Origin of the sequence: Paraburkholderia sp. RL18-085-BIA-A (genome assembly GCF_046027075.1) — a bacterium.
In the GTDB taxonomy this organism is placed as follows: Bacteria; Pseudomonadota; Gammaproteobacteria; order Burkholderiales; family Burkholderiaceae; genus Paraburkholderia.
On record NZ_JARESU010000046.1, the window covers coordinates 37,874 to 59,071 of the forward strand.

Consider the following 21,198-nt stretch of genomic DNA (forward strand, 5'->3'; position numbering starts at 1 on the left):
TCCATCCCTCGCAAAAAACGCCCGCGCGGCACGACAGGCTTATGCACATCCACATCCTCGGCATCTGCGGCACGTTCATGGGCGGTCTAGCGGTTCTCGCGCGCAGCGCGGGCCACACCGTGACGGGTTGCGACGCCGGCGTCTATCCGCCGATGAGCACGCAGCTCGAGGCGCAAGGCATCCGTCTGATCGAGGGTTACGACGCGGACCAGCTGAACGGCCTGAACGCCGATCTGTTCGTGATCGGCAACGTGGTCTCGCGCGGCAACCCGCTGATGGAAGCGATCCTCGACCACGGTCTGCCCTATGTGTCCGGCCCGCAGTGGCTCGGCGAGCACGTGCTGAACGGCAAATGGGTGCTGGCGGTGGCCGGCACGCACGGCAAGACCACCACCAGTTCGATGCTCACGTGGCTGCTCGAAGACGCCGGTCTCAACCCGGGCTTCCTGATCGGCGGCGTGCCGCTGAATTTCGGCGTGTCGGCGCGGCTCACCGATTCGAGCTTCTTCGTGATCGAAGCCGACGAGTACGACACCGCGTTCTTCGACAAGCGTTCGAAGTTCGTCCATTACCGGCCCAAGACCGCGGTGCTGAACAACCTCGAATTCGATCACGCCGACATCTTCCCGGATCTCGCCGCGATCGAAACGCAGTTCCATCACCTGATCCGCACGGTGCCGGGTATCGGCCGGGTGGTGACGAACGGCCGCGAGGACGCGCTCGAGCGCGTGCTGACGCGCGGCTGCTGGAGCGAAGTTGAGCGCTTCGGCGTGCAGGGCGGCTGGGAAACCATGCCCGCTGAAGACGGCGAGCCGGTCGACGAGCGTTTCGCGGTGTATCACAACAGCGAGCGCGTCGGCGTGGTGGAGTGGCAGGTGCAGGGCGAGCACAACCGCATGAACGCGCTGGCCGCGATCGCCGCCGCGCGCCACGTCGGCGTGCCGCCAGCCCAGGCCGCGAAGTCGCTGGCGAGCTTTCGCAACGTGAAGCGCCGCATGGAAGTGCGCGGCAGCGTCGACGGCGTGACCGTATACGACGACTTCGCGCATCACCCGACTGCGATCGACACCACGGTAGCCGGCCTGCGCGCGCGCGTCGGCCGCGACAACACGCGGATTCTCGCGGTGGTGGAGCCGCGCTCGAACACGATGAAGCTGGGCGTGATGAAAGCGCAATTGCCCGTTAGCCTCGCTGATGCCGATCTCGTGTTCGGCTACGGCGCGCCGAGCGGACGCGACGCGCTCGGCTGGAATCTCGGCGAGGCGCTCGCGCCGCTCGGCGGCAAGGCGCGGGCCTTCGACAATCTCGACGCGCTGGTCAAGGCAGTGATCCACGCAGCGCGCCCCGGCGACCAGATTCTGGTGATGAGCAACGGCGGCTTCGGCGGCGTGCATCAGAAACTGCTCGACGCCCTTTCCGCGCGAGGCACTTCGTGATTCTCTATCTGCACGGTTTCCGCTCGTCACCCAATTCATTCAAGGCGCGCGTGCTGGCGGCGCGACTCGCCGAACTGGGTCGCGCCGACGAATGGTGCTGCCCGATGCTGCCCGTCTCGCCGTTCGAGACGGTGGCGCTCGCCGAATCGCTGGTGGCCGCCGCCGGCACGGATCGCGTGACGGTGATCGGCAGCTCGCTGGGCGGCTATTTCGCCACCCATCTGGCGGAGAAGCATGGCTGGCCGGCCGTGCTGCTGAACCCGGCGGTCGTGCCGCAGCGCGACCTGAGCGCGTACCTCGGCGAGCAGCCGTTGTGGCACGGCGGCGGCAGCATCGTCGTCGAGCCGCATCATCTGGACGAGCTGCGCGCGATCGGCGTCGCGTCGATCACGCGGCCCGAACGCTATTATCTGCTGGCCGCCACCGGCGACGAAGTGCTCGACTACCGCGAAATGCTCGCGCACTATCCGGGCGCACGGACTACGCTGATCGAAGGAAGCGACCACGCGATCAGCGAGTTCGCGCAGTACGTCGATGAAGTGCTGGCCTTTTGCGACGCCGAAGACGTCGAGCCGCCGGCGCCGCGCGAGGCGGCCTGAGCCGAACGGACGCAACAAGCCGCAAACGGACGCAAACCAGGGCGAGCGGTCCTTCAGCGAGGCCGCTGCCCGTCACAAGATTCAACCCGCCGGCGCGCGCGTATCGCGCCGCGGATCCACTACCACGAACACGTTGCCGTGCCGCGCATGCAGCGACCGATCGCTGAAACGGATCGGGCGTGCCGGCAGATGCAAGTCAGAACGAGAGTATTGAGTGAACGTTTTCTTCGAGGAATCGGGCAGTTTCAAGGCGGGCAGCGTGCTGTCGCGCCAGGGCGACGCGTTTCAGGTCGAGTTGCCTGGCGGCCGGCGCGCCAAGGTGCGCGCCAAAGACGTGCTGATCGAATTCGACAAGCCGAGCGCGGCCGAACTGATGCAGCAGGCCGACGCCGCCGCGCAGGACATCGACCTGGACTTCCTGTGGGAATGCGCGCCTGACGACGAATTCCCGTTTGCCACACTGGGCGCCGAGTACTTCGGCGAAGGCTTCGGCTCGATCGAGCGCGCCGCGCTGGTGCTGCGCATGCATGGCGCGCCGGTGTACTTCCGCCGCAAGGGCCGCGGCATGTATCAGCGCGCGCCGCAGGAACAGCTGAAGATGGCGCTCGCCGGTCTGGAGCGCAAGCGTCAGCAGGCGCTGGTGCAGCAGGGGTACGAAGATGAACTGAAGGCTGGCCGGTTGCCCGAAGCCTTCATCGGCAAGACCGCGCTCGCGTTGCTCACCAAGCCCGACAAGAACACGATCGAATACAAGGCGCTCGAAGGCGCGGCGGCGGCGCGCGGCATTTCGCAGGCGCGCCTGATGCTCGAATGCGGCGCGATTCCGTCGGCGCGGGCGCTGCACGAAGCGAAGTTCCTCGCCGAATTCTTCCCGCACGGTACCGGCTTTCCGCCGGTCACCGTCGGCGGCTTGCCGGAAGACCTGCCGGAAGCGGACGTCGAGGCGTTTTCGATCGACGACATCACCACCACGGAAATCGATGACGCGTTCTCGGTCGAGCACCTGGCCGACGGCCGCATTCGGATCGGCGTGCACATCGCCGCGCCGGCGCTCGGCATCCAGCGTGGCGACGAGGTCGACGCGATCGCGCGCACGCGTCTGTCCACCGTCTACATGCCGGGCGACAAGATCACGATGCTGCCCGATAGCGTCGTCGAAGCGTTCACGCTGGCTGAAGGCGGCTTGCGGCCGGCGCTCTCGCTGTATGTGATCGTCAATCGCGAGACGCAGGAGATCGTCGCGAGCGAAACGCGCGCCGAGCGCGTGTTCGTAAAGAACAATCTGCGCCACAACACGCTCGACGAACTCGTCACCGAAGAGGCGCTCGCCGCCGGCACCGGCGACTATCCGCACAAGGACGACATCGCGGTGCTGTGGCCGTTCGCGCAGGCGCTGTTCGAAAAGCGCCAGGCCGCGCGCGCCGGCTACGGTCTGCGCCGCGAAGTGCAGCGCAACACCGACTTCAACTTCTACGTGGAAGGCGAGCACATTACGATCACGCCGCGCCGGCGAGGTTCGCCACTCGACACGATCGTCGCCGAGCTGGCGATTCTCGCGAACTCGTCGTGGGGCGCATTCCTGCACGACCACGGCGTGCCGGGCATCTACCGTACGCAGCGTGCGTTCGGCGCGCCGAGCGGCCCGAAGCGCACGCGCATGCAGACCAACGCCGCGCCGCACGAAGGCCTCGGCGTCACGCAATACGCGTGGAGCACGTCGCCGCTGCGCCGCTACGTCGACCTGGTGAACCAGTGGCAACTGATCGCCTGCGTGCAGCACGGCGTGACCGCGAAGCTGGCCGCACCGTTCAAGCCCAAGGACGCCGATCTGTTCGCCGTCGTGCAAGGTTTCGACGACACCTACACCGCGTACGCCGATCATCAGCGCCGCATGGAGTACTTCTGGTGTCTGCGCTGGCTGAAGCAGGAGAACCGCAAGCAGGTGGTGGCGTCGGTGGTGAAGGGCGATCTGGTGCGCCTCGAAGAGATTCCGTTGCTGCTGCATGTGCCCGGTCTCGGCGTACACGCACGCGGCACGCGTTTGCAGATGGAAGTGATGTCGCTCGACGAGCTGACCGTCGAAGCGTCCGTGCGTCTGTTGCATGTGCTCGACGCGCCGACCGTGACGAGCGGCGGCGAGGTCGAGGAAGCCGACGAGGGCGATGAAGGCGACGAGGAAATCATCGACGCACCCGACGAGAGCGCGGAAGGCGAAGCCGAGGCCCAGGCCGAAGCGGAACTGGATGGCGCCGCCGAGGACGCAACCACCGCGGACGACGCCGACGCCGACAAGGGCGCGAGCGATGCCGCCGCCCAGCACATTGCGGAGCCGGGACGATGAGCGCCACCGAAACCCGCGACCGCTACGCGGTCATCGGCAACCCGGTTGGCCACAGCAAGTCGCCGTTCATTCACGGCCGCTTCGCCGCGCAAACCGGCGAGCCGGTCGAATACGGGCACCTGCTCGCACCGGTGGACGCATTCGTGCCGCACGTGCGCGCGTTCATCGAAGCGGGCGGGCGCGGCCTGAACGTGACCGTGCCATTCAAGCTCGACGCGCACGCGTTCGCCGACACACTGTCGCCGCGCGCGGCGGCGGCCGGCGCGGTGAACACGCTGCGCATCGACGCGAACGGCATTTACGGCGACAACACGGATGGCTTCGGCCTGGTGCGGGACATCGAGGTGAATCTCGGCGTGTCGTTGAAGGGCGCGCGCATCCTGTTGCTCGGCGCGGGCGGCGCCGCGCGCGGGGTGGTGCTGCCGATGCTGGAGCGCACGCCGCACACGCTGACGATCGTCAACCGCACCGCGGCGAAGGCCGAAGCGCTGGTCGATCAGTTCGCGCAGGCCGCGCGCGACGCGACGTGCCGTCTGACGGGCGGCAGCGCGCGTGCGATCGAAGCGGGCACCTATGACGTGATCGTCAACGCGACGGCGGGGAGCCTCGACGCGTCGTTGCCCGAGTGCGACGACCGCGCGTTCGGCACCGGCACGCTCGCGTACGACATGATGTACGGCGCGCATCCGACGGTCTTCATGGAGCACGCGCGCAAGCTCGGCGCGCGCGGCGCCGACGGTCTCGGCATGCTGGTCGAACAGGCCGCCGAATCGTTCTACGTTTGGCGCGGCGTGCGGCCGGACGGCGCGCCGGTGCTGGCCGAATTGCGGGCGCTGCTGACGGCGCCGTCGCACGCGTAGACCGGCGCGGCGCCTGGCGGAACTCACTTACTCGCTCACTCGAGGACTGGACGCACGATGACAGCAACGCGGCGCGCAAGCCGGCCCGGTCCGGCGCGATGGATGGTCTATCTGGGCGCCGTGCTGGTGATCGCGTGGCTCGCGACGCAGGCGTTCTACTTCACGCAGATCGCGGTGTGGAATTACGTGAATCCGCGCTCGACCGCATTCATGCGCTCGGACGCGTGGCGGCTGTCACAGGATCGGCCGGATCTGTCGGTGCAGCATACGTGGGTGCCGTACGACCAGATCTCGCGCAATCTGAAGCGCGCGATCATCGCTTCCGAGGACGCGAATTTCGTCAACAACAACGGCTACGAGACCGACGCGATCCTGCAAGCCTGGGAACGCAACAAGGCGAAGGGCCGGATCGTGCGCGGCGGTTCGACGATCACCCAGCAACTCGCGCGCAATCTGTTTCTGTCGCGTGAGAAGAGTTATATCCGCAAGGGCCAGGAGCTGATCATCACGTGGATGCTCGAAACCTTGATGGACAAGGAACGCATCTTCGAGATCTATCTGAACTCCGTCGAGTGGGGCAACGGCGTGTATGGCGCCGAGGCGGCCGCTCAGTATTACTACAAGACATCGGCGAACAAGCTGAACGCGGCGCAGTCGGCCCGCCTCGCGGTGATGCTGCCGCGGCCCAAATATTTCGACGAACACCGGGGGTCCGAGTATCTGGCTCAACGCGCGCGTGTGATCGCGCGGCGCATGGGCGCGGCTGAATTGCCGGAATAAAAACGTCTTTTTGCACGCGCGGCACCGCGCGGGAAACTCCGATGGAACTGTGACAGCTGCGTTACTTCATCAGCGTGATCGAACTCGGCAGCATGGGCAAGGCGGCGCTCGAACTGGGCGTCGTCACGTCGGCGTTGAGCCAGCAGATCGGCCGGCTCGAAAGCGAACTGTCGACCCGGCTGTTGCAGCGCACGTCGAGCGGGGTCGCGCCAACCGACGCCGGGCTCGCGTTCTAGCGGCAGGCGTAACTAGCGCTGCGCCATATCGACGCCGCCGCGCTCGCCGCGCGTGAGGCGCGTCTTTCGGGACACGTCAGCGTGGGACTCGCGTCCAGCACCACCGGTGTGCTCGGCTTGCCGTTCATGCGCGCGATGCGCGAACGCTATCCGGACATCCGCCTGCGCATGGTCGAAAGCCTGTCCGGTTATCTCGCGTTGATGCTCGGCGCGCGCGCCATTGATCTGGCGATTCTGTTTCAGGAGGCGCCCACCCAACGCTGGAGTGTGATGCCGTTGCTCGACGAACGGCTGTTCGTGATCGGCCCGCGCGATCTTCCCGGCATGCCGACGCAGCGCGAGGTGCGTCTGTCGAAGCTCGGCAAGCTTCCTCTGATCCTGCCGAGCGGCTCGCACGGCTTGCGGGCGTTGTTGACCACCGCTTTCGAGCACGCCAGGTACGAGCCGCATCTCGCCGCGGAAGCGGACGGCCTCGCGATGCTGATGGACGCGGTGCGCGGCGGCCTGGGCGCGACCATCCAGCCTGGCGCGGCGCTCGCGCGTTCCGAGAACGCAATGCTCGCCAGCAGTCGCATCGCGGACGGCGATGCGGTCAGGGCGAATCTGCTGGTTAGCGTGTCCGATGACGAATTGTCGCCCGCCGCTCTGGCTGCGCGCGTTGTGCTCGCGGACGTCGCCCGCACGCAGGTGAGCGAAGGCCGCTGGCCCGGCGCGAAACTCAGATAAGCCGTCTGTTCACAAAAACTGAAGACCTCTAGCCGGTTTGCTGATGGCGGTGTTCGCCGTCGCTGACTACAGTTCGCCTCGACAGCAATTGCATGGGATCGGAGTAAGCGCTAAAGCGCCAACTCCGATCGACAGGAGGCAAGCTAGATGGTCGATGTACTCGTAATCGGAGGAGGCAATGCCGCGCTGTGCGTCGCGCTGATGGCGCGAGAAGCGGGGGCGTCGGTATTGCTGTTCGAATCGGCCCCGCGCGAATGGCGGGGCGGCAACTCACAACACACACGTAACCTGCGCTGCATGCACGATGCGCCGCAGGACGTGCTCGTCGAAGCGTATCCCTGAGCGATATGACGCTCACCGCACTGCTACGCCGGGTCAAGGCCGCGAGCGATACGCCGGGACGTTTTGCGACTGCTCACGGCTTCAGAAGATCTTTCAGGGATTGGTCCAGCGAACATGGCTATGCTCGCGACCTCGCAGAGCGGGCGCTTGCAGATACGGTCGCGAACAAGGTTGAAGCGGCCTATCACCGCACAGACTTACTGGAGCAGCGCCGCCCGATGATGGAAGCGTGGACGGCGCAGGTCTTTCAAAGTTGAAAACACACGAATAAGCCAGCGGCTCGCTTGCTTTCTCCGCTCATCACGCATGATTTTTCTTGATTATCTTTGAGTCAGATCAGTACGCTTCAACCAGCGCAAAAGATTAGCACGATGTCCAAAGTAGTTAATTTCCACCCACTCACCCTTGCTCTGGACAAGAGCAACTGGGTCAGAGCGAACCAAATAGGCTTTTGTACGACTGTCGTCGCTCGGGTCGGAATATAGAAAGGTCTTGGATTTATTAATATATCCAATGCTTTTCCAAGGCCTCGGAGCGTCCAGCTTCAGGAAATCGCCTGATTCTATTGTTGGAGCGTCGCAGTTCGGGAGATCTCCGGTAACGGTTGCCACCCACTGCCCGGATTTTTCCCGCAACACAATCGGGGAGCCAGTTTCGATATTTCCAGTTTGCCCATCAGGATACCAAGTGTCGAGTCGTATGCTTCCATCGCCTAGCATCGACCCATTAAAAAAAAATCGGCATGTTGGATTTTCATCAGAACGATTACCTATTGGCCGAGTAAAAGGATTGTCAAAGAATCCTGATATTTTCTCTGCATCTTCCGCGATATAAATCTCGCGAAAATCCAACTGAGACCCCGGCAAAGTTCGGAGCGCGTAGCGTCCTGATATCATTCCGCTAGAAAAAGCCAACCCTGACGCCAACAACAACACAGTGGCAACCGATAAACGTTTGAGCGCGTCATTCATATATTAAAATTCCTTTTACTTTTCCGACTTCTCAAGCTCATCAAAGTGACGCTTCATTACCACATCGTAGTCATTCTCTTTATACTCGGGTCCATTGTAACGAGCGGCAAAGACGGTAAAATCGTGGTGCTGTATAGCCTTCAATAAAACTGGATCCGCCTTAACGAAATTTACAAAGCCCTTCAGGTGCGGCCTTTCAGACCTGGATAAATCTCTTATCATCTCTTGAACGGTCGCAGAGCCAAGCGCCGCATAGTTAGCGCCCATTATTTGAAAGGCACCCCAAGAGCATGACTCCAGCGCAGCCGTCGCATCTAATTTGAATGCTTTTCGAAGTCGGCGATAGCTGAACGTTCCATACGTGTCGCGCTCATTCGTTAAAATACCCTTAGCAAGCAATTGCTTGCCGGTCTCAGCCGTTGCGGCCTGATCCTTACCCGCCTTTCGACCAAGGCGAACCCACACGACCACGTCCTCTGTGGTTCGGTCTGGCTTGGTAAGTTTCTCAGTTTTCTTTATATACTTTGTACCCATCCGATAGTAGCCAACCGGAAACGAAAGATCAGGATCGGTATCCCAATATTTTCCTCCGCACAATCGATAGAAGTAGTGCCTCTCGTACAAAATCTTGGGCACCGTGCGTCCATCAACAGCTGTGAAGCTTCCGGGGCCAACTTCCGTTTCGTGAACAGCCTTTACCACGTTGATCTTGCAACCCAGCGCTTTGGCGGCTTCCTTGTAATCATTCTCCGTTATCGGATCACCTGAATATTTATCCAGGAAATCATCAAGCGCTGCATCATCACTCGTTACCTTTGTCGTCGCAGCCCCGCTATCGTCCTTGACTTGCTCGGTTTTAATACCTTTGTCTGGCGCGAATTTGGAGGAAGTTTGTTTTCCTACCGGGGAAGCCTTCGGTTGTTCACCGTGCGGTTTTTTACTCTCACTCCCGTCTGCCGGATGAGCGGTAGTTTCCGCCTCAAGCTTTAGACGAGGGCTGACTAGCGTTATCAATTTTCCAGTATCATTTGCTGAAGTTTCGTGAACCTTCTTCCATTCTCCCGTTAATTTTCGAATGTAAATCTCGACAACATCCCCGGCCTTTGTCGGCCAAAAATCACCAATTTGCCCGCCGGATTGAGTTGTGCCAGACACGGTGTTATTCGCACTCTTAATCTGGTAAGAGATACCCCGGAGCGGGTTATGATCCGCATCGAGTACATGGACGCGCAATTTCCCGATTTTTCGTCGAATCTTTAACCGTTTCCCAGGGCGTAGTGATCGTGGGTCACTTATACCATTTTCGTTCGCTATATCTTGCCACGATACCCCCCTCTTTTGAGCAATCCCGCTCAAAGTATCGTTCTCGCGAACTGTGTAATATTCAATTTGATCGTCGCTCATGCTTTCACCTCTTTCCCGGTTTGACTGTCGTCCGGTCCACGTAGCTCTTCCGACACAAGCCAGTTGTCGCCCTCGACCCAAACATTGACTGGACGCTGCTCACACGTAAAAAAGCGAGAACCTACGCCATATTGATCCGTTATCCCACTCGCTAAAACGGTTCCGTTTTTGTCGGTCACGTAGTACTGAGCGTTTGCCCATGCGTGTTGCCTTTCGCTGGTAATTTCATCCAGTCCCGATAGATCCAGCAAATTGCTATATCGCTGCAAATCAACAGGTATCGGCAATGCCGTCATAGGAAGGCGTATTGAATCCTTCCCCTTCTTCTGCACGGTAATGGTTTTGATAAACAGGTCCCCGGGGCCGCCCAGCGTGATGCTGCCGTCCTTGATTTGCACGAACGCGCCGCCACACTCCAGGATGATTTCCTTCGCAGCTGAGACCTTGACCTTTCCGTTGACGCTCGCCACCATCACATCCTTGTCGGCGATGAACGACATTGCATCGGTCTGCGCCTGCACGTCGACAGGGCCTTTCGCCGAGAAGATTTTTATCCCGCACTTCTGCGCGAACAGCGACACGAATTCGCCCGCCGCGACCGTGAGGCGCTTCAGCACGCTCCAGTCGGCGTTCTTTCCGGCCACTGCGTTAACGCTATCCTGCGCCGCGACCTGCACGCCACCGCCCGCAACGATACCCGCCGAGGCTGGGGTGCTCATCAGCAGCCCCGGCTTCTTCAGGCCGTCCAGATCGTCCTTCATCTGCTGCTGCGCGTCCGTGTCGGCAGGTTCGGCCTTCGCGCTGCTGGCGGATGCCGCCAGCGCCTTCGCCGTCGCCAGCGCGCTTTCAAGCTGGGCAATGGATTCCTGCATGTCGAGTTGCTGGCCGGTCGCGCCGGGGCGGTCGTAGGCCGTGAGGTGCAGCCCCTTGCCCGCGCGGTTCACACCATAGCCGGAGGTGCGAAGCTCACAGCCTTCGCCCCTGTACTCCAGTTTGTTGCTAACCAGGTAGCCAAGGTTGAGTTGCGACTTGCCCGAATGCTCCGTGCTAACCTTGATGCCTTCCTGGCCCGCCCAATCCTCAAAGCGAACCTTGTTGTTCGCCTATGTGCGGATCATGTTGCGCGAGAGCCAGCGCCGGTCGTTCGTCACCAGGTCGCGAGCCTGGCTGTGGTGGTGGAACGCGACAATTTCAGGCTTGTCCGGGTCGCCGTCGCGGCAGGTAATCACGGCTTCGGCATCGTCCAGTGCGGGGAAATGCATGCCGGTTCGCAGCTTGCCCGCGAACGGTTTCGCCAGCCGTAGGGGTACGCTTTCGCCGCCGTTCGGCCACGTCTCGAAGTCCGCATCGAAGCGCACCACGTAGTAACCTGCGGCGGTCACGTAGGCATATTTGTATTTGTCAGGGCTGCACACGCGTGCGCTGAGTGTGCCGGTCACCCTGGCCCAGTTCCCCGGTTCGAATTTGAGCCGGAAACGGCGGTCAGCAGGAATCGCCTTGTAGCTGTTCGAATAGGGCTTGTCGCGTGCGCCGGTGTGCGTAACCTCGATAATGACCTGGCCTTTGGGCGCATCGGGCAATACAACGTCTGTTTCGAGCACGCGCCCCGGCTGCAACGTCAGTACGTTGCTCTCGCCTTCGTACACGATCTGCCAGGCAATGGCCGCTTCATGGCGTAGCTGCGCTTCCCACTTCGCGCCCGCCTGGTCGAGGTGGTGCGTGCCATAGACGTAGGGCTGGCCGTAGGTGGTGGAATCGCCAGGCGCAACGTTGGACGTGTCGCGCAAGCGCTCCCAGGCTTGCTCCGGGTTGTAATCCGCGACCGTGAACGATCGCGGCACTGCCACGGTATGGGTTTTGATCGCCGTCACCGCCTCGACGCCGCCAGCCTCCAGGCCCGATGCTTCGCGGTACGGCACGACCCGTTGCGGCTCGTCGTAAATGTAATGCTCGATGTCGTCGCCAAAGACCACCTGATCGCCGTATTCCGTCTCCTGGATGTAGCTATAGACGCCCGATTTCTCCATCAGCATGTGCGCGTAATTTTGGTCGCTCGTGCCGTACTGCATGCGGAACGGGTGCTTCGGGTACTGGCGCCGCAGACAGAAACGGTATTGATGCTCCCTCAGCCCGTGATCGCGCAGCATTGCGGCAAGAATGTCGGGAGAGGAGGCGTGCTGAAAGATTTTTGTACGAGTCACCGCCGCCAGCCGCGCCAGATGCGACGTGAGCACGACCTCGTACTTTACATAGTCCTTCGTGGTCTGGATGGTGGAGAAGCGCGCGATGAAACCCGAGAACTTCCGCACCACCGCATCGTCGGCCACGATGGAAAACGCCGCGTCGCGGTTCAGGTAATCGACGCGCGCAAGCTGCTGCAAATGGGTGAGCACGATGGTCACCTGCGTGGGTTCGCCCATCTTTTCGGTTGCCTTGAACGACACTACCGAAAGCGCCGCCGCGCTGTCCGTACCCGGCACATCGAGAAAATACGCCTGCCGCCCTGGTATGGCTTGCAATGCGCCTTGCAGGTCCGCCATAGGCTGGTCTCCTTGCTGATTGTCTTGGGAGACGCGGCCTGATACGTCAGGACTACAAAGATGAGGCCGGCCGCGATATGGAGCTATTTCAGCCCGTCACGCTTTATAAGCTGTTGGGTGATTTGCATCAATCGGACGCGGCCTGAAAATTTGTCATTTATTGTCAAGGCCGCGACGCCGCGGGGCGAACTGACTGACTCAATGGCGAGCGGTCGCGAGGATGCTCCGGCCATCGCACAAACAAAAACCCAACCCTCGCGGTGTCGGCTTTCGTGCTGTCTTTCGCGCAACGGCATCGCCCCAACACACGCGAAGTGTTCGGCACGCTGTTGCAGAACGGGAAGGTCGTGTTCGCGGGCATGCTGCTCGTCGCGATGACCACCACCACGTTCTATCTGATCACCGTCTATACGCCGACCTTCGGCAAGACCGTGCTGAAGCTCTCGACCGCCGACAGTCTAATCGTCACGCTGTGCGTCGGCATCGGCAATTTCATCTGGCTGCCGATTGGCGGCGAGCTGTCGGATCGCATCGGTCGCCGGCCGATTCTGATCGCCATTACCGTGCTGGCGATTTTGACCGCGTATCCGGCGCTGTGGTGGCTGGCGTCGTCGCCCAGCTTCGTGCGCATGCTGATCGTGCTGCTGTGGTTCTCGTTCTTCTTCGGCACGTACAACGGCGCGATGGTTGCCGCGCTCACCGAGGTGATGCCGGAGAGCGTTCGTGTGGCGGGCTTCTCACTCGCGTTCAGTCTTGCTACGGCGATCTTCGGTGGGTTCACGCCGGCAGTGTCGACTTTTCTCATTCAGGTGACGGGCGACAGGGCAGCGCCGGGGTATTGGCTCAGCTTCGCGGCTGTGTGCGGAGTGTTCGCGACGCTGGTGCTTTATCGGCGGGGTGGGGTGGGACGCAGTTGGCGGGGTGGCGTGACTTCGACGTAACCCGCGAAATCCGCGTCAACGGCCGCGCCGGCGAACGGCCCAAACCGGCGCCAGCTTCCGCTGCAACTGCGCCGCCAGCTGCACAAGCCCGCCTTTTGCGCGGGCTTTTTTGCGTTCCAGTGGGGCGAACCAACGGCGCTCGCACGATGCCCGCGTCCGCCGAGCAGCGACCCCGCAAAATCGACAAATCCCATTATATGAGTCTCGCATTCACATATTGGAGATTTCTCAAAAACGGCCCTACAATCCAAACCACAATGCAACGCGAGCCAGAAAGCCCAGCAATCTGACCGCGCAAACAGCGACAGCAAAAAAACCGGAGACAAGGCCAAATCATGCCTATCAGCCAAAGGCGGCGCCATTGCGCCCGCAGTACCGCGAATCCTCACGGCTTCTCCTCCGGCCCCGCGCTGTAAGCGCAAAAACCACCCACAGCCAATCGCCATGAACAAAGCGATGCCCACTCACGCCGAGAGCACGTCCGAAGCCGATCAAGCGACCAGCGCCGCGCCGAGTCAGGCTCCCGCCGCCGCCAAGTCGCCGCGCGCCGGCACGCAACCGCCCGCCGTCGACGGCATCGGGCTGCCCAGCACGCTGCTGGACATCACGCCGCAACAGGCTGGCACGCAAACGTTGCTGCGCGGCCTGGCGATTCTCGAAGCCGCCGCCGCCGGCGTGCGTGACCTGCGCACCTTCGGCGCCGCGCTCGGCACGACCCGCAGCACCACGCACCGGCTGGTCAGCAGCCTGGTGCAGGCGCGGTATCTGCGTCAGGTGCAAGGCGGCTACCTGCTCGGCCCGAAGCTGATCGAACTCGGCACGATCGCGCTCGAACAGATGCCGCTTACCGCGGTTGCGCGCCCGCATCTGGAGTCGCTTGCCGAGCAGACGCTCGACACGATCCACCTCGGCGTGCGCGACGGCGACGACGTGCTGTACATCGACAAGATTCCCGGCACCCGAGGCCTCGAAATGCGCTCGCGCGTCGGTCACCGGATGCCGCTGGCGTCGACGGGAATCGGCAAGGCGATGATGCTCGACCTCACGCCGGATGTCTGGCAGTCGCTTTTCGATGCGTCGCGCCGCGCGCTCGCCGGTGTCACGTTCAAGCCGGACAACCGCCCCGACGCGCCGACCTTCATGCAACGCATGACCAATTACGCGGCCGGCGGCTATACCTTCGACCTCGAAGAGAACGAAGCGGCGATCCGTTGCGTCGCGGCCCCGGTGCGCGATGCGTCGGGCGCGGTGGTGGCGGCGCTGTCGGTGGCGAGCACGATCCCGTACATGCCGCTCGAACGCATGGACGAACTGATTCCGGTCGTGCAGCGCGAAGCACGCGCGATCTCGGAAGAACTCGGTTGGCGCGCTCCGCAACCGACCACCCGCAGGATCAAGCGATGAAACGAGCGGGTTCTCCCACACCGGCAAGCGCTCACCCGGTTGCAGGCGTCGCCGACGCCGCTGCCGGTTTCGCGCACGCCGCGCTGATTGCGCTCGACTGGGGCACGACGTCGCTGCGCGCCTATCTTTTCGACGCTGACGGCCAGGTGCTGGCGACGCGCGCTTCGACGGCGGGCATCATGAATCTGCCGCGCCGCGCGGAACAGGGCGGCTTCGACGCCGCCTTCGCCGACGCGTGCGGCGCCTGGCTCGAACAGGCTCCGGCCGTGCCGGTGATCGCGGCGGGGATGGTCGGCAGCGCGCAGGGCTGGGTCGAAGCGCCGTATGTCGACGCGCCGGCGAACGCCGATGCGCTGGTGGCCGGCATCATCCGCGTGAAGGCGGCGTGCGGCGCGACGCTGCATATCGTGCCGGGCGTGCTGCAACGCGGCGAACTGCCCAACGTGATGCGCGGCGAAGAGACGCAGATTTTCGGCGCGCTCAGCGAGGACGCGAACGCCGCCGACAGCGGCAAGCGCGCGCTGATCGGCCTGCCCGGCACGCACGCGAAATGGGCGGTGGTGCAGGCGGGGCGCATCGAACGCTTTCATACGTTCATGACCGGCGAAGTGTTCGCGGCGCTGCGCGAGCATACGATCCTCGGGCGCACGATGGTGACGCCGGATCGTCCGGATACCGAAGCATTCCTGCATGGCGTGAGCATCGCGCGCGAGAAGGGCCAGGCGGGTCTGCTCGCGACCGCATTCAGCGCTCGCACGCTCGGCCTCACCGGACAGCTCGCTAGCGACGCGCAGCCCGACTATCTGTCGGGCTTGCTGATCGGACATGAACTGGCAGGCCTCGAAGCCGTGCTGACGCAACAGCAGAACACGCTGGCCGCGCAGAGCCTGCGCCTGATCGGCAATGAAGCGTTGTGCGAGCGTTATCGCCTTGCGCTCGCGCAATTCGGCTGCACCCAGGCGACGTTGGTGAAGCAGGCCACCGAGCGCGGCCTGTGGCGCGTCGCGTCGCAGGCGGGGCTCGTCAATCCGGCCGCCCACGCGGCGCGCGCGGGCTGACCGGCCGCCCCGCCGCTCACGAAACAAGGAACCGACATGCAACCTCACATCAATCTGCCCGCTCAGTACATGCCGCACGCGGGCCTGATCGCGGCGTTCGAAGTCTGTCCGCTGATCGCCATCATGCGCGGCGTGACGCCCGCCGATGCGGCCGATCACGGTCAGGCGCTGTACGAAGCGGGCTTTCGCATCGTCGAAGTGCCGTTGAATTCGCCGCAGCCTTTCGACAGCATCGCCGCGATCCGCAAGGTATTGCCGGCCGACGCGATCGTCGGCGCGGGCACGGTGCTGCATCCGAGTTTCGTCAACGACGTGAAGCAGGCGGGCGGCGAACTGGTCGTGATGCCGCATAGCGATCCCGAGGTCGTCATCGCCGCGAAAGCGCAAGGACTCGCGTGCGCGCCGGGCGTCGCCACGCCGACCGAAGCGTTCGTCGCGCTGAAGAACGGCGCGGACGTGCTGAAGATGTTCCCCGCGGAGCAACTGGGCTGTCAGGTCGTGAAAGCATGGCGCGCGGTGATCGCGGCGCAGGTGCCGCTGGTGCCGGTCGGCGGCATCACCCCGGACAACATGGGGCCGTTCCTGAGCGCCGGCGCGAACGGCTTCGGACTCGGCTCGGCGCTGTACAAGCCGGGTCAGAGCGCGGCCGTGACCGCCTCGCATGCGAAGGCGTTCATCAACGGCTTGCGGATCGCCCGCGCGGGCGTGAAGAAATGAAACGGCTCGCCGGCAAAGCCGCGTTGATCACCGGCGCCGGGCGCGGCATCGGTGCGGCGATCGCGCTCGCGTTCGCGCGCGAGGGCGCGTCGGTCGTGCTGGCGGAACTGGATATCGACACCGCCCAGCAGACGGCCGAGCACATCAAGGCGCAAACCGGCGCACGGGTGCTCGCGCTGCACACGGACGTGACGCAGTCGGCGTCGGTTCAGCGGGCGGTAAGCGAGGCGGAACAGGCCTTCGGCGCGCTCGACGTACTGGTGAATAACGCCGGCATCAATGTGTTCTGCGATCCGCTGACCATGACCGACGACGACTGGCGCCGCTGCTTCGCGGTCGATCTGGACGGCGTGTGGAACGGCTGCCGCGCGGTGTTGCCCGGCATGGTCGAACGCGGTGCGGGCAGCATCGTAAACATCGCGTCGACACACGCGTTCAAGATCATTCCGGGCTGTTTCCCGTACCCGGTCGCCAAGCACGGCGTGATCGGCCTGACGCGCGCGCTCGGCATCGAATACGCGCCGCGCAACGTGCGGGTCAACGCGATCGCGCCGGGCTACATCGAAACGCAGTTGACGCACGACTGGTGGAACCAGCAAGCCGATCCGGCCGCCGCGCAGCGGGCGACGCTCGACTTGCAGCCGATGAAGCGCATCGGCCGGCCGGAAGAAGTGGCGATGACCGCGGTGTTTCTCGCGTCGGACGAAGCACCGTTCATCAACGCCAGTTGCATCACCGTGGATGGCGGCCGTTCGGCGCTGTACCACGATTGATTCACCACTGATTTTTGCAGTACGCAGGTTGCGCAGGGGCGCAAAGAGTACACCGGACGACGCGCTGGCCGCGTGTGTCATCACCGGTACAAGAAGACGCGGCCGCTTACCTTCTCGTTATCAATTAGTCAGGAGACACGCATCATGAAACGTAGAATTTTCCTCACGCTGGCAGCAGCGGCGACGGGTGTGCTCTTCAATGCGCCGGTCGCGCAAGCCGCCGACCCGGTCAAGATCGGCTTCCTCGTGAAGCAGCCCGAAGAACCCTGGTTCCAGGACGAATGGAAATTCGCCGAAATCGCCGCGAAGGAAAAGGGCTTCACGCTGGTGAAGATCGGCGCGCCGTCGGGCGAGAAGGTGATGAGCGCAATCGACAATCTGTCGGCGCAGAAGGCGCAAGGCTTCGTGATCTGCACGCCCGACGTCAAGCTCGGACCGGGGATCGTCGCGAAAGCGAAGGCCGACGGCCTGAAGATGATGACGGTGGACGACCGTCTGGTCGACGGCTCGGGCAAGCCGATCGCGTCGGTGCCGCATATGGGCATCTCGGCGTACAACATCGGCAAGCAGGTCGGCGACGGCCTGGCTGCGGAAATCAAGAAGCGCGGCTGGGACATGAAGGACGTCGGCGCGATCGACGTGACTTACGAACAGCTGCCGACCGCGCATGACCGCACGAGCGGCGCGACCGACGCGCTGGTGGCCGCCGGCTTCCCGAAGGCGAACATCATCGCCGCGCCGCAAGCGAAGACCGACACGGAAAACGCGTTCAACGCCGCCAACATCGCGCTGACGAAGAACCCGCAGTTCAAGCACTGGGTCGCTTACGCGCTGAACGACGAAGGTGTGCTCGGCGCGGTGCGCGCAGCGGAAGGCCGCGGCTTCAAGGCGGACAACATGATCGGTATCGGCATCGGCGGTTCGGACTCGGCGTTGAACGAGTTCAAGAAGCCGACGCCGACGGGCTTCTACGGTACGGTCATCATCAGCCCGAAGCGTCACGGCGAAGAAACCTCGACGCTGATGTACGACTGGATCACGCAAGGCAAGGAACCGCCGCTGCTCATTCTGACGACCGGCATGCTGGCCACGCGTGACAACGTCGGTGAAGTGCGCCAGAAGATGGGCCTCGCGTCGAATTAAGTTGCTACTTAGCGACATGAAGTGAACTGCCGGCGCGTCACGCTCGAAACATGACGCGCCGGTAATAGCAATAGAAGATCAGCAGTAGAGACAAGCCATGTTTGCGCCTGTCCGTGAGGAACGAAGTTCGCGGCACGGCGAGGCGCGGTTCACATGAAACAGCAACTATCTTGCATGGGACCGGAGCAGGCGCTAAAGCGCTAGAGCCGGTCGACCGCAACGGGTTGCATGGGACGGGAGTAAGCGCTAAAGCGCTAACTCCCGTCGACACAGGAGGCGAAGTGTCAGCGACGCTACGTTTTGACAATATCGGCAAAGTCTTTCCAGGCGTGCGTGCGCTCGACGGTGTGTCCTTCGACGTCAGCGTCGGCCAGGTTCACGGCCTGATGGGCGAAAACGGCGCAGGGAAATCGACCCTGCTGAAGATTCTCGGCGGTGAGTATCAGCCCGACTCGGGCCGCGTGCTGATCGACGGCAACGAGGTGCGCTTTACGAGCGCGGCGTCGTCGATCGCGGCGGGGATCGCGGTGATTCACCAGGAACTGCAGTACGTTCCCGACCTGACGGTCGCGGAAAACCTGCTGCTCGGCCAGTTGCCGAACTCGCTCGGCTGGGTCAACAAGCGCGAAGCCAAGCGCTTCGTGCGCGAACGGCTCGAAGCGATGGGCGTGGCGCTCGATCCGAACGCGAAGCTGCGCAAGCTGTCGATCGCGCAACGGCAGATGGTCGAAATCTGCAAGGCGCTGTTGCGCAACGCGCGCGTGATCGCGCTCGACGAGCCGACCAGTTCGCTGTCACATCGCGAGACCGAGGTGTTGTTCAAGCTCGTGCGCGATCTGCGCGCCGACAACCGCGCGATGATCTACATCTCGCACCGGATGGACGAGATCTACGAGTTGTGCGACGCCTGCACGATCTTCCGCGACGGTCGCAAGATCGCATCGCATCCGACGCTCGAAGGCGTGTCGCGCGACACCATTGTCAGCGAGATGGTCGGGCGTGAAATTTCGGATATCTACAACTACTCGGCGCGCCCGCTCGGCGAAGTGCGCTTCGCGGCAAAAGCGATCGAAGGTCATGCGCTCGCACAGCCGGCCAGCTTCGAGGTGCGGCGCGGCGAGATCGTCGGCTTCTTCGGTCTGGTGGGCGCGGGCCGCAGCGAACTGATGCATCTGGTGTATGGCGCTGATCACAAGAAGGGTGGCGAGCTGCTGCTCGACGGCAAGCCGATCAAGGTGCGCAGCGCGGGCGAAGCGATTAAGCACGGCATCGTGCTGTGTCCGGAAGACCGCAAGGAAGAGGGCATTGTCGCGATGGCGACGGTGTCGGAGAACATCAACATCAGTTGCCGCCGTCACTATCTGCGCGCGGGGATGTTCCTCGATCGCAAGAAGGAAGCGGAAACGGCGGACCGTTTCATCAAGCTGCTGAAGATCAAGACGCCGAGCCGCCGTCAGAAAATCCGCTTCCTGTCGGGCGGCAATCAGCAGAAGGCGATTCTGTCGCGCTGGCTCGCCGAGCCCGATCTGAAAGTCGTGATTCTCGACGAACCGACTCGCGGCATCGATGTCGGCGCGAAGCATGAAATTTACAACGTGATTTATCAGCTAGCCGAACGCGGCTGCGCGATCGTGATGATCTCGTCGGAATTGCCGGAAGTGCTCGGCGTGTCCGACCGGATCGTCGTGATGCGCCAGGGCCGGATTTCCGGCGAGCTGGCGCGCCAGGATGCAACGGAGCAATCGGTGCTGAGCCTGGCACTGCCGCAAAGCTCGACCGCGCTGCCCGGAACCGAAACTGCTGCCCAGCAGGCGGCCTGAACATTATTCGGACGCAAGTCCGGCAACCCGTGGGGATACGGGAGGAGTATTGAACATGCAAGCCAGAGAAAACCTCGCGCAACAGGCCGCCAAAAGCGCCGCCGATGCGCTGATTCCACAGACCAACGACAAGGCGAAATGGTGGCAGCAGATCACCGAGTACAGCCTGATCGTGATCTTCGTCGTGATGTTCGTCACGATGTCGCTGACCGTCGACCACTTCTTCTCGATTGAGAACATGCTCGGTCTCGCGCTGTCGATCTCGCAGATCGGCATGGTCGCGTGCACGATGATGTTCTGTCTGGCCTCGCGCGACTTCGACCTCTCGGTGGGTTCGACCGTCGCATTCGCCGGCGTGCTGTGCGCGATGGTGCTCAACGCCACCGGCAATACCTTCATCGCGATCATCGCGGCGGTCGCGGCGGGCGGGGTGATCGGCTTCGTCAACGGCGCGGTGATCGCATATCTGCGCATCAACGCGCTGATCACGACGCTCGCGACGATGGAAATCGTCCGTGGCCTCGGCTTCATCGTGTCGCACGGGCAGGCCGTGGGCGTGTCGTCGGATACGTTCATCGCACTGGGCGGCTTGAGCTTCTTCGGCGTGTCGCTGCCGATCTGGGTCACGCTGCTGTGCTTCATCGTGTTCGGCGTGATGCTCAACCAGACCGTGTACGGCCGCAATACGTTGGCGATCGGGGGCAATCCGGAAGCGTCGCGTCTGGCCGGTATCAATGTCGAACGCACGCGCGTTTTTATCTTCCTGATTCAAGGTGCCGTGACCGCGCTGGCTGGTGTGATCCTGGCGTCGCGCATCACGTCGGGTCAGCCGAATGCCGCCGAAGGTTTCGAGCTGAACGTGATTTCGGCGTGTGTGCTGGGCGGCGTGTCGCTGCTCGGCGGCCGCGCGACGATTTCCGGCGTGGTGATCGGCGTGCTGATCATGGGTACGGTCGAGAACGTGATGAACCTGCTGAACATCGACGCGTTCTATCAGTACCTCGTGCGCGGCGCGATCCTGCTCGCCGCCGTGCTGCTCGACCAGTTGAAGAACCGTGGTTCGCGGGATTGAGCCGAGGGCTGAATCCACCACGCCACTCACCCCAC

General features: G+C 63.0%; 15 protein-coding genes and 4 pseudogenes. 16 read left to right on the forward strand and 3 right to left on the reverse strand.

The window, feature by feature from the left end:
* Positions 1–41 precede the first annotated feature (41 nt).
* From mpl to P0D89_RS26925, 8 genes and pseudogenes are all read left to right on the forward strand, one after another.
* Entirely contained in the window at positions 42–1,436 is a 1,395-nt protein-coding gene (gene mpl / locus P0D89_RS26890; protein ID WP_408360335.1) for a UDP-N-acetylmuramate:L-alanyl-gamma-D-glutamyl-meso-diaminopimelate ligase, read from the forward strand.
* Entirely contained in the window at positions 1,433–2,035 is a 603-nt protein-coding gene (locus P0D89_RS26895) for a YqiA/YcfP family alpha/beta fold hydrolase (protein WP_408360337.1), read from the forward strand. Before mpl ends, P0D89_RS26895 begins: the two co-directional genes overlap by 4 nt.
* A 214-nt stretch (positions 2,036–2,249) precedes the next feature.
* Positions 2,250–4,376, forward strand: a complete 2,127-nt coding sequence (locus tag P0D89_RS26900; protein ID WP_408360339.1) for a ribonuclease catalytic domain-containing protein — start codon at positions 2,250–2,252, stop codon at positions 4,374–4,376.
* A complete protein-coding gene (gene aroE, locus P0D89_RS26905; protein WP_408360341.1) occupies positions 4,373–5,236 on the forward strand; it encodes a shikimate dehydrogenase in 864 nt (287 codons plus the stop codon). Before P0D89_RS26900 ends, aroE begins: the two co-directional genes overlap by 4 nt.
* A gap of 57 nt (positions 5,237–5,293) precedes the next feature.
* On the forward strand, positions 5,294–6,016 hold the full coding sequence (gene mtgA, locus P0D89_RS26910; protein WP_408360343.1) for a monofunctional biosynthetic peptidoglycan transglycosylase: 723 nt from the start codon (positions 5,294–5,296) through the stop codon (positions 6,014–6,016).
* 92 nt (positions 6,017–6,108) lie between these two features.
* A pseudogene (locus P0D89_RS26915) lies at positions 6,109–7,000 on the forward strand (LysR family transcriptional regulator).
* Positions 7,001–7,125: 125 nt separating this feature from the next.
* Positions 7,126–7,317: pseudogene (locus tag P0D89_RS26920) on the forward strand (FAD-dependent oxidoreductase); the annotation flags it as partial.
* Positions 7,318–7,325: 8 nt separating this feature from the next.
* The gene (locus tag P0D89_RS26925; protein ID WP_408377480.1) at positions 7,326–7,577 is read left to right on the forward strand and encodes a hypothetical protein; all 252 of its coding nucleotides are present in this window, start codon (positions 7,326–7,328) and stop codon (positions 7,575–7,577) included.
* 63 nt (positions 7,578–7,640) lie between these two features.
* On the opposite strand, the gene P0D89_RS26930 is transcribed toward P0D89_RS26925, so the two are convergent.
* The 3 genes and pseudogenes from P0D89_RS26930 to P0D89_RS26940 all read right to left on the reverse strand — a co-directional run bounded on the left by P0D89_RS26930 (position 7,641) and on the right by P0D89_RS26940 (position 12,235).
* Positions 7,641–8,291 carry a hypothetical protein gene (locus P0D89_RS26930; RefSeq protein ID WP_408360347.1) on the reverse strand — a complete coding sequence of 217 codons (651 nt, stop codon included), beginning with the start codon at positions 8,289–8,291 and terminating at the stop codon, positions 7,641–7,643.
* A gap of 15 nt (positions 8,292–8,306) precedes the next feature.
* Complete coding sequence (locus P0D89_RS26935) at positions 8,307–9,695, reverse strand: LysM peptidoglycan-binding domain-containing protein (protein WP_408377482.1); 1,389 nt, start codon at positions 9,693–9,695, stop codon at positions 8,307–8,309.
* Positions 9,692–12,235: pseudogene (locus tag P0D89_RS26940) on the reverse strand (type VI secretion system Vgr family protein). Before P0D89_RS26940 ends, P0D89_RS26935 begins: the two are co-directional and overlap by 4 nt.
* Before the next feature lie 284 nt (positions 12,236–12,519).
* Between P0D89_RS26940 and P0D89_RS26945 the strand changes: the two are divergent.
* The 8 genes and pseudogenes from P0D89_RS26945 to araH all read left to right on the forward strand — a co-directional run.
* Positions 12,520–13,176: pseudogene (locus P0D89_RS26945) on the forward strand (MFS transporter); the annotation flags it as partial.
* A gap of 444 nt (positions 13,177–13,620) precedes the next feature.
* The gene (locus P0D89_RS26950; RefSeq protein WP_408360351.1) at positions 13,621–14,580 is read left to right on the forward strand and encodes an IclR family transcriptional regulator; all 960 of its coding nucleotides are present in this window, start codon (positions 13,621–13,623) and stop codon (positions 14,578–14,580) included.
* Positions 14,577–15,638, forward strand: a complete 1,062-nt coding sequence (locus P0D89_RS26955) for a 2-dehydro-3-deoxygalactonokinase (RefSeq protein ID WP_408360353.1) — start codon at positions 14,577–14,579, stop codon at positions 15,636–15,638. Before P0D89_RS26950 ends, P0D89_RS26955 begins: the two co-directional genes overlap by 4 nt.
* Positions 15,639–15,674: 36 nt before the next feature.
* Complete coding sequence (locus P0D89_RS26960) at positions 15,675–16,355, forward strand: 2-dehydro-3-deoxy-6-phosphogalactonate aldolase (protein WP_408360355.1); 681 nt, start codon at positions 15,675–15,677, stop codon at positions 16,353–16,355.
* Positions 16,352–17,128 carry an SDR family oxidoreductase gene (locus P0D89_RS26965; protein WP_408360357.1) on the forward strand — a complete coding sequence of 259 codons (777 nt, stop codon included), beginning with the start codon at positions 16,352–16,354 and terminating at the stop codon, positions 17,126–17,128. The genes P0D89_RS26960 and P0D89_RS26965 overlap by 4 nt, the downstream gene beginning before the upstream one ends.
* A 144-nt stretch (positions 17,129–17,272) precedes the next feature.
* Entirely contained in the window at positions 17,273–18,271 is a 999-nt protein-coding gene (locus tag P0D89_RS26970; protein ID WP_408360359.1) for an arabinose ABC transporter substrate-binding protein, read from the forward strand.
* Positions 18,272–18,552: 281 nt separating this feature from the next.
* Positions 18,553–20,091 carry an L-arabinose ABC transporter ATP-binding protein AraG gene (araG, locus tag P0D89_RS26975; RefSeq protein ID WP_408360361.1) on the forward strand — a complete coding sequence of 513 codons (1,539 nt, stop codon included), beginning with the start codon at positions 18,553–18,555 and terminating at the stop codon, positions 20,089–20,091.
* Between the two features lie 55 nt (positions 20,092–20,146).
* Positions 20,147–21,163 (forward strand): L-arabinose ABC transporter permease AraH, encoded by a 1,017-nt coding sequence (araH, locus tag P0D89_RS26980; protein WP_408229517.1) that lies wholly within the window; start codon positions 20,147–20,149, stop codon positions 21,161–21,163.
* The last annotated feature ends 35 nt before the right edge of the window (positions 21,164–21,198 follow it).

Excerpts from the sequence above, each read along its gene's own strand:
- mpl (WP_408360335.1), top strand. The coding sequence starts at position 42 with ATGCACATCCACATCCTCGGCATCTGCGGCACGTTCATGGGCGGTCTA.
- aroE (WP_408360341.1), top strand. The coding sequence starts at position 4,373 with ATGAGCGCCACCGAAACCCGCGACCGCTACGCGGTCATCGGCAACCCG.
- mtgA (WP_408360343.1), top strand. The coding sequence starts at position 5,294 with ATGACAGCAACGCGGCGCGCAAGCCGGCCCGGTCCGGCGCGATGGATG.
- P0D89_RS26925 (WP_408377480.1), top strand. The coding sequence starts at position 7,326 with ATGACGCTCACCGCACTGCTACGCCGGGTCAAGGCCGCGAGCGATACG.
- P0D89_RS26930 (WP_408360347.1), bottom strand. The coding sequence starts at position 8,291 with ATGAATGACGCGCTCAAACGTTTATCGGTTGCCACTGTGTTGTTGTTG.
- P0D89_RS26935 (WP_408377482.1), bottom strand. The coding sequence starts at position 9,695 with ATGAGCGACGATCAAATTGAATATTACACAGTTCGCGAGAACGATACT.
- P0D89_RS26950 (WP_408360351.1), top strand. The coding sequence starts at position 13,621 with ATGAACAAAGCGATGCCCACTCACGCCGAGAGCACGTCCGAAGCCGAT.
- P0D89_RS26955 (WP_408360353.1), top strand. The coding sequence starts at position 14,577 with ATGAAACGAGCGGGTTCTCCCACACCGGCAAGCGCTCACCCGGTTGCA.
- P0D89_RS26960 (WP_408360355.1), top strand. The coding sequence starts at position 15,675 with ATGCAACCTCACATCAATCTGCCCGCTCAGTACATGCCGCACGCGGGC.
- P0D89_RS26965 (WP_408360357.1), top strand. The coding sequence starts at position 16,352 with ATGAAACGGCTCGCCGGCAAAGCCGCGTTGATCACCGGCGCCGGGCGC.
- P0D89_RS26970 (WP_408360359.1), top strand. The coding sequence starts at position 17,273 with ATGAAACGTAGAATTTTCCTCACGCTGGCAGCAGCGGCGACGGGTGTG.
- araH (WP_408229517.1), top strand. The coding sequence starts at position 20,147 with ATGCAAGCCAGAGAAAACCTCGCGCAACAGGCCGCCAAAAGCGCCGCC.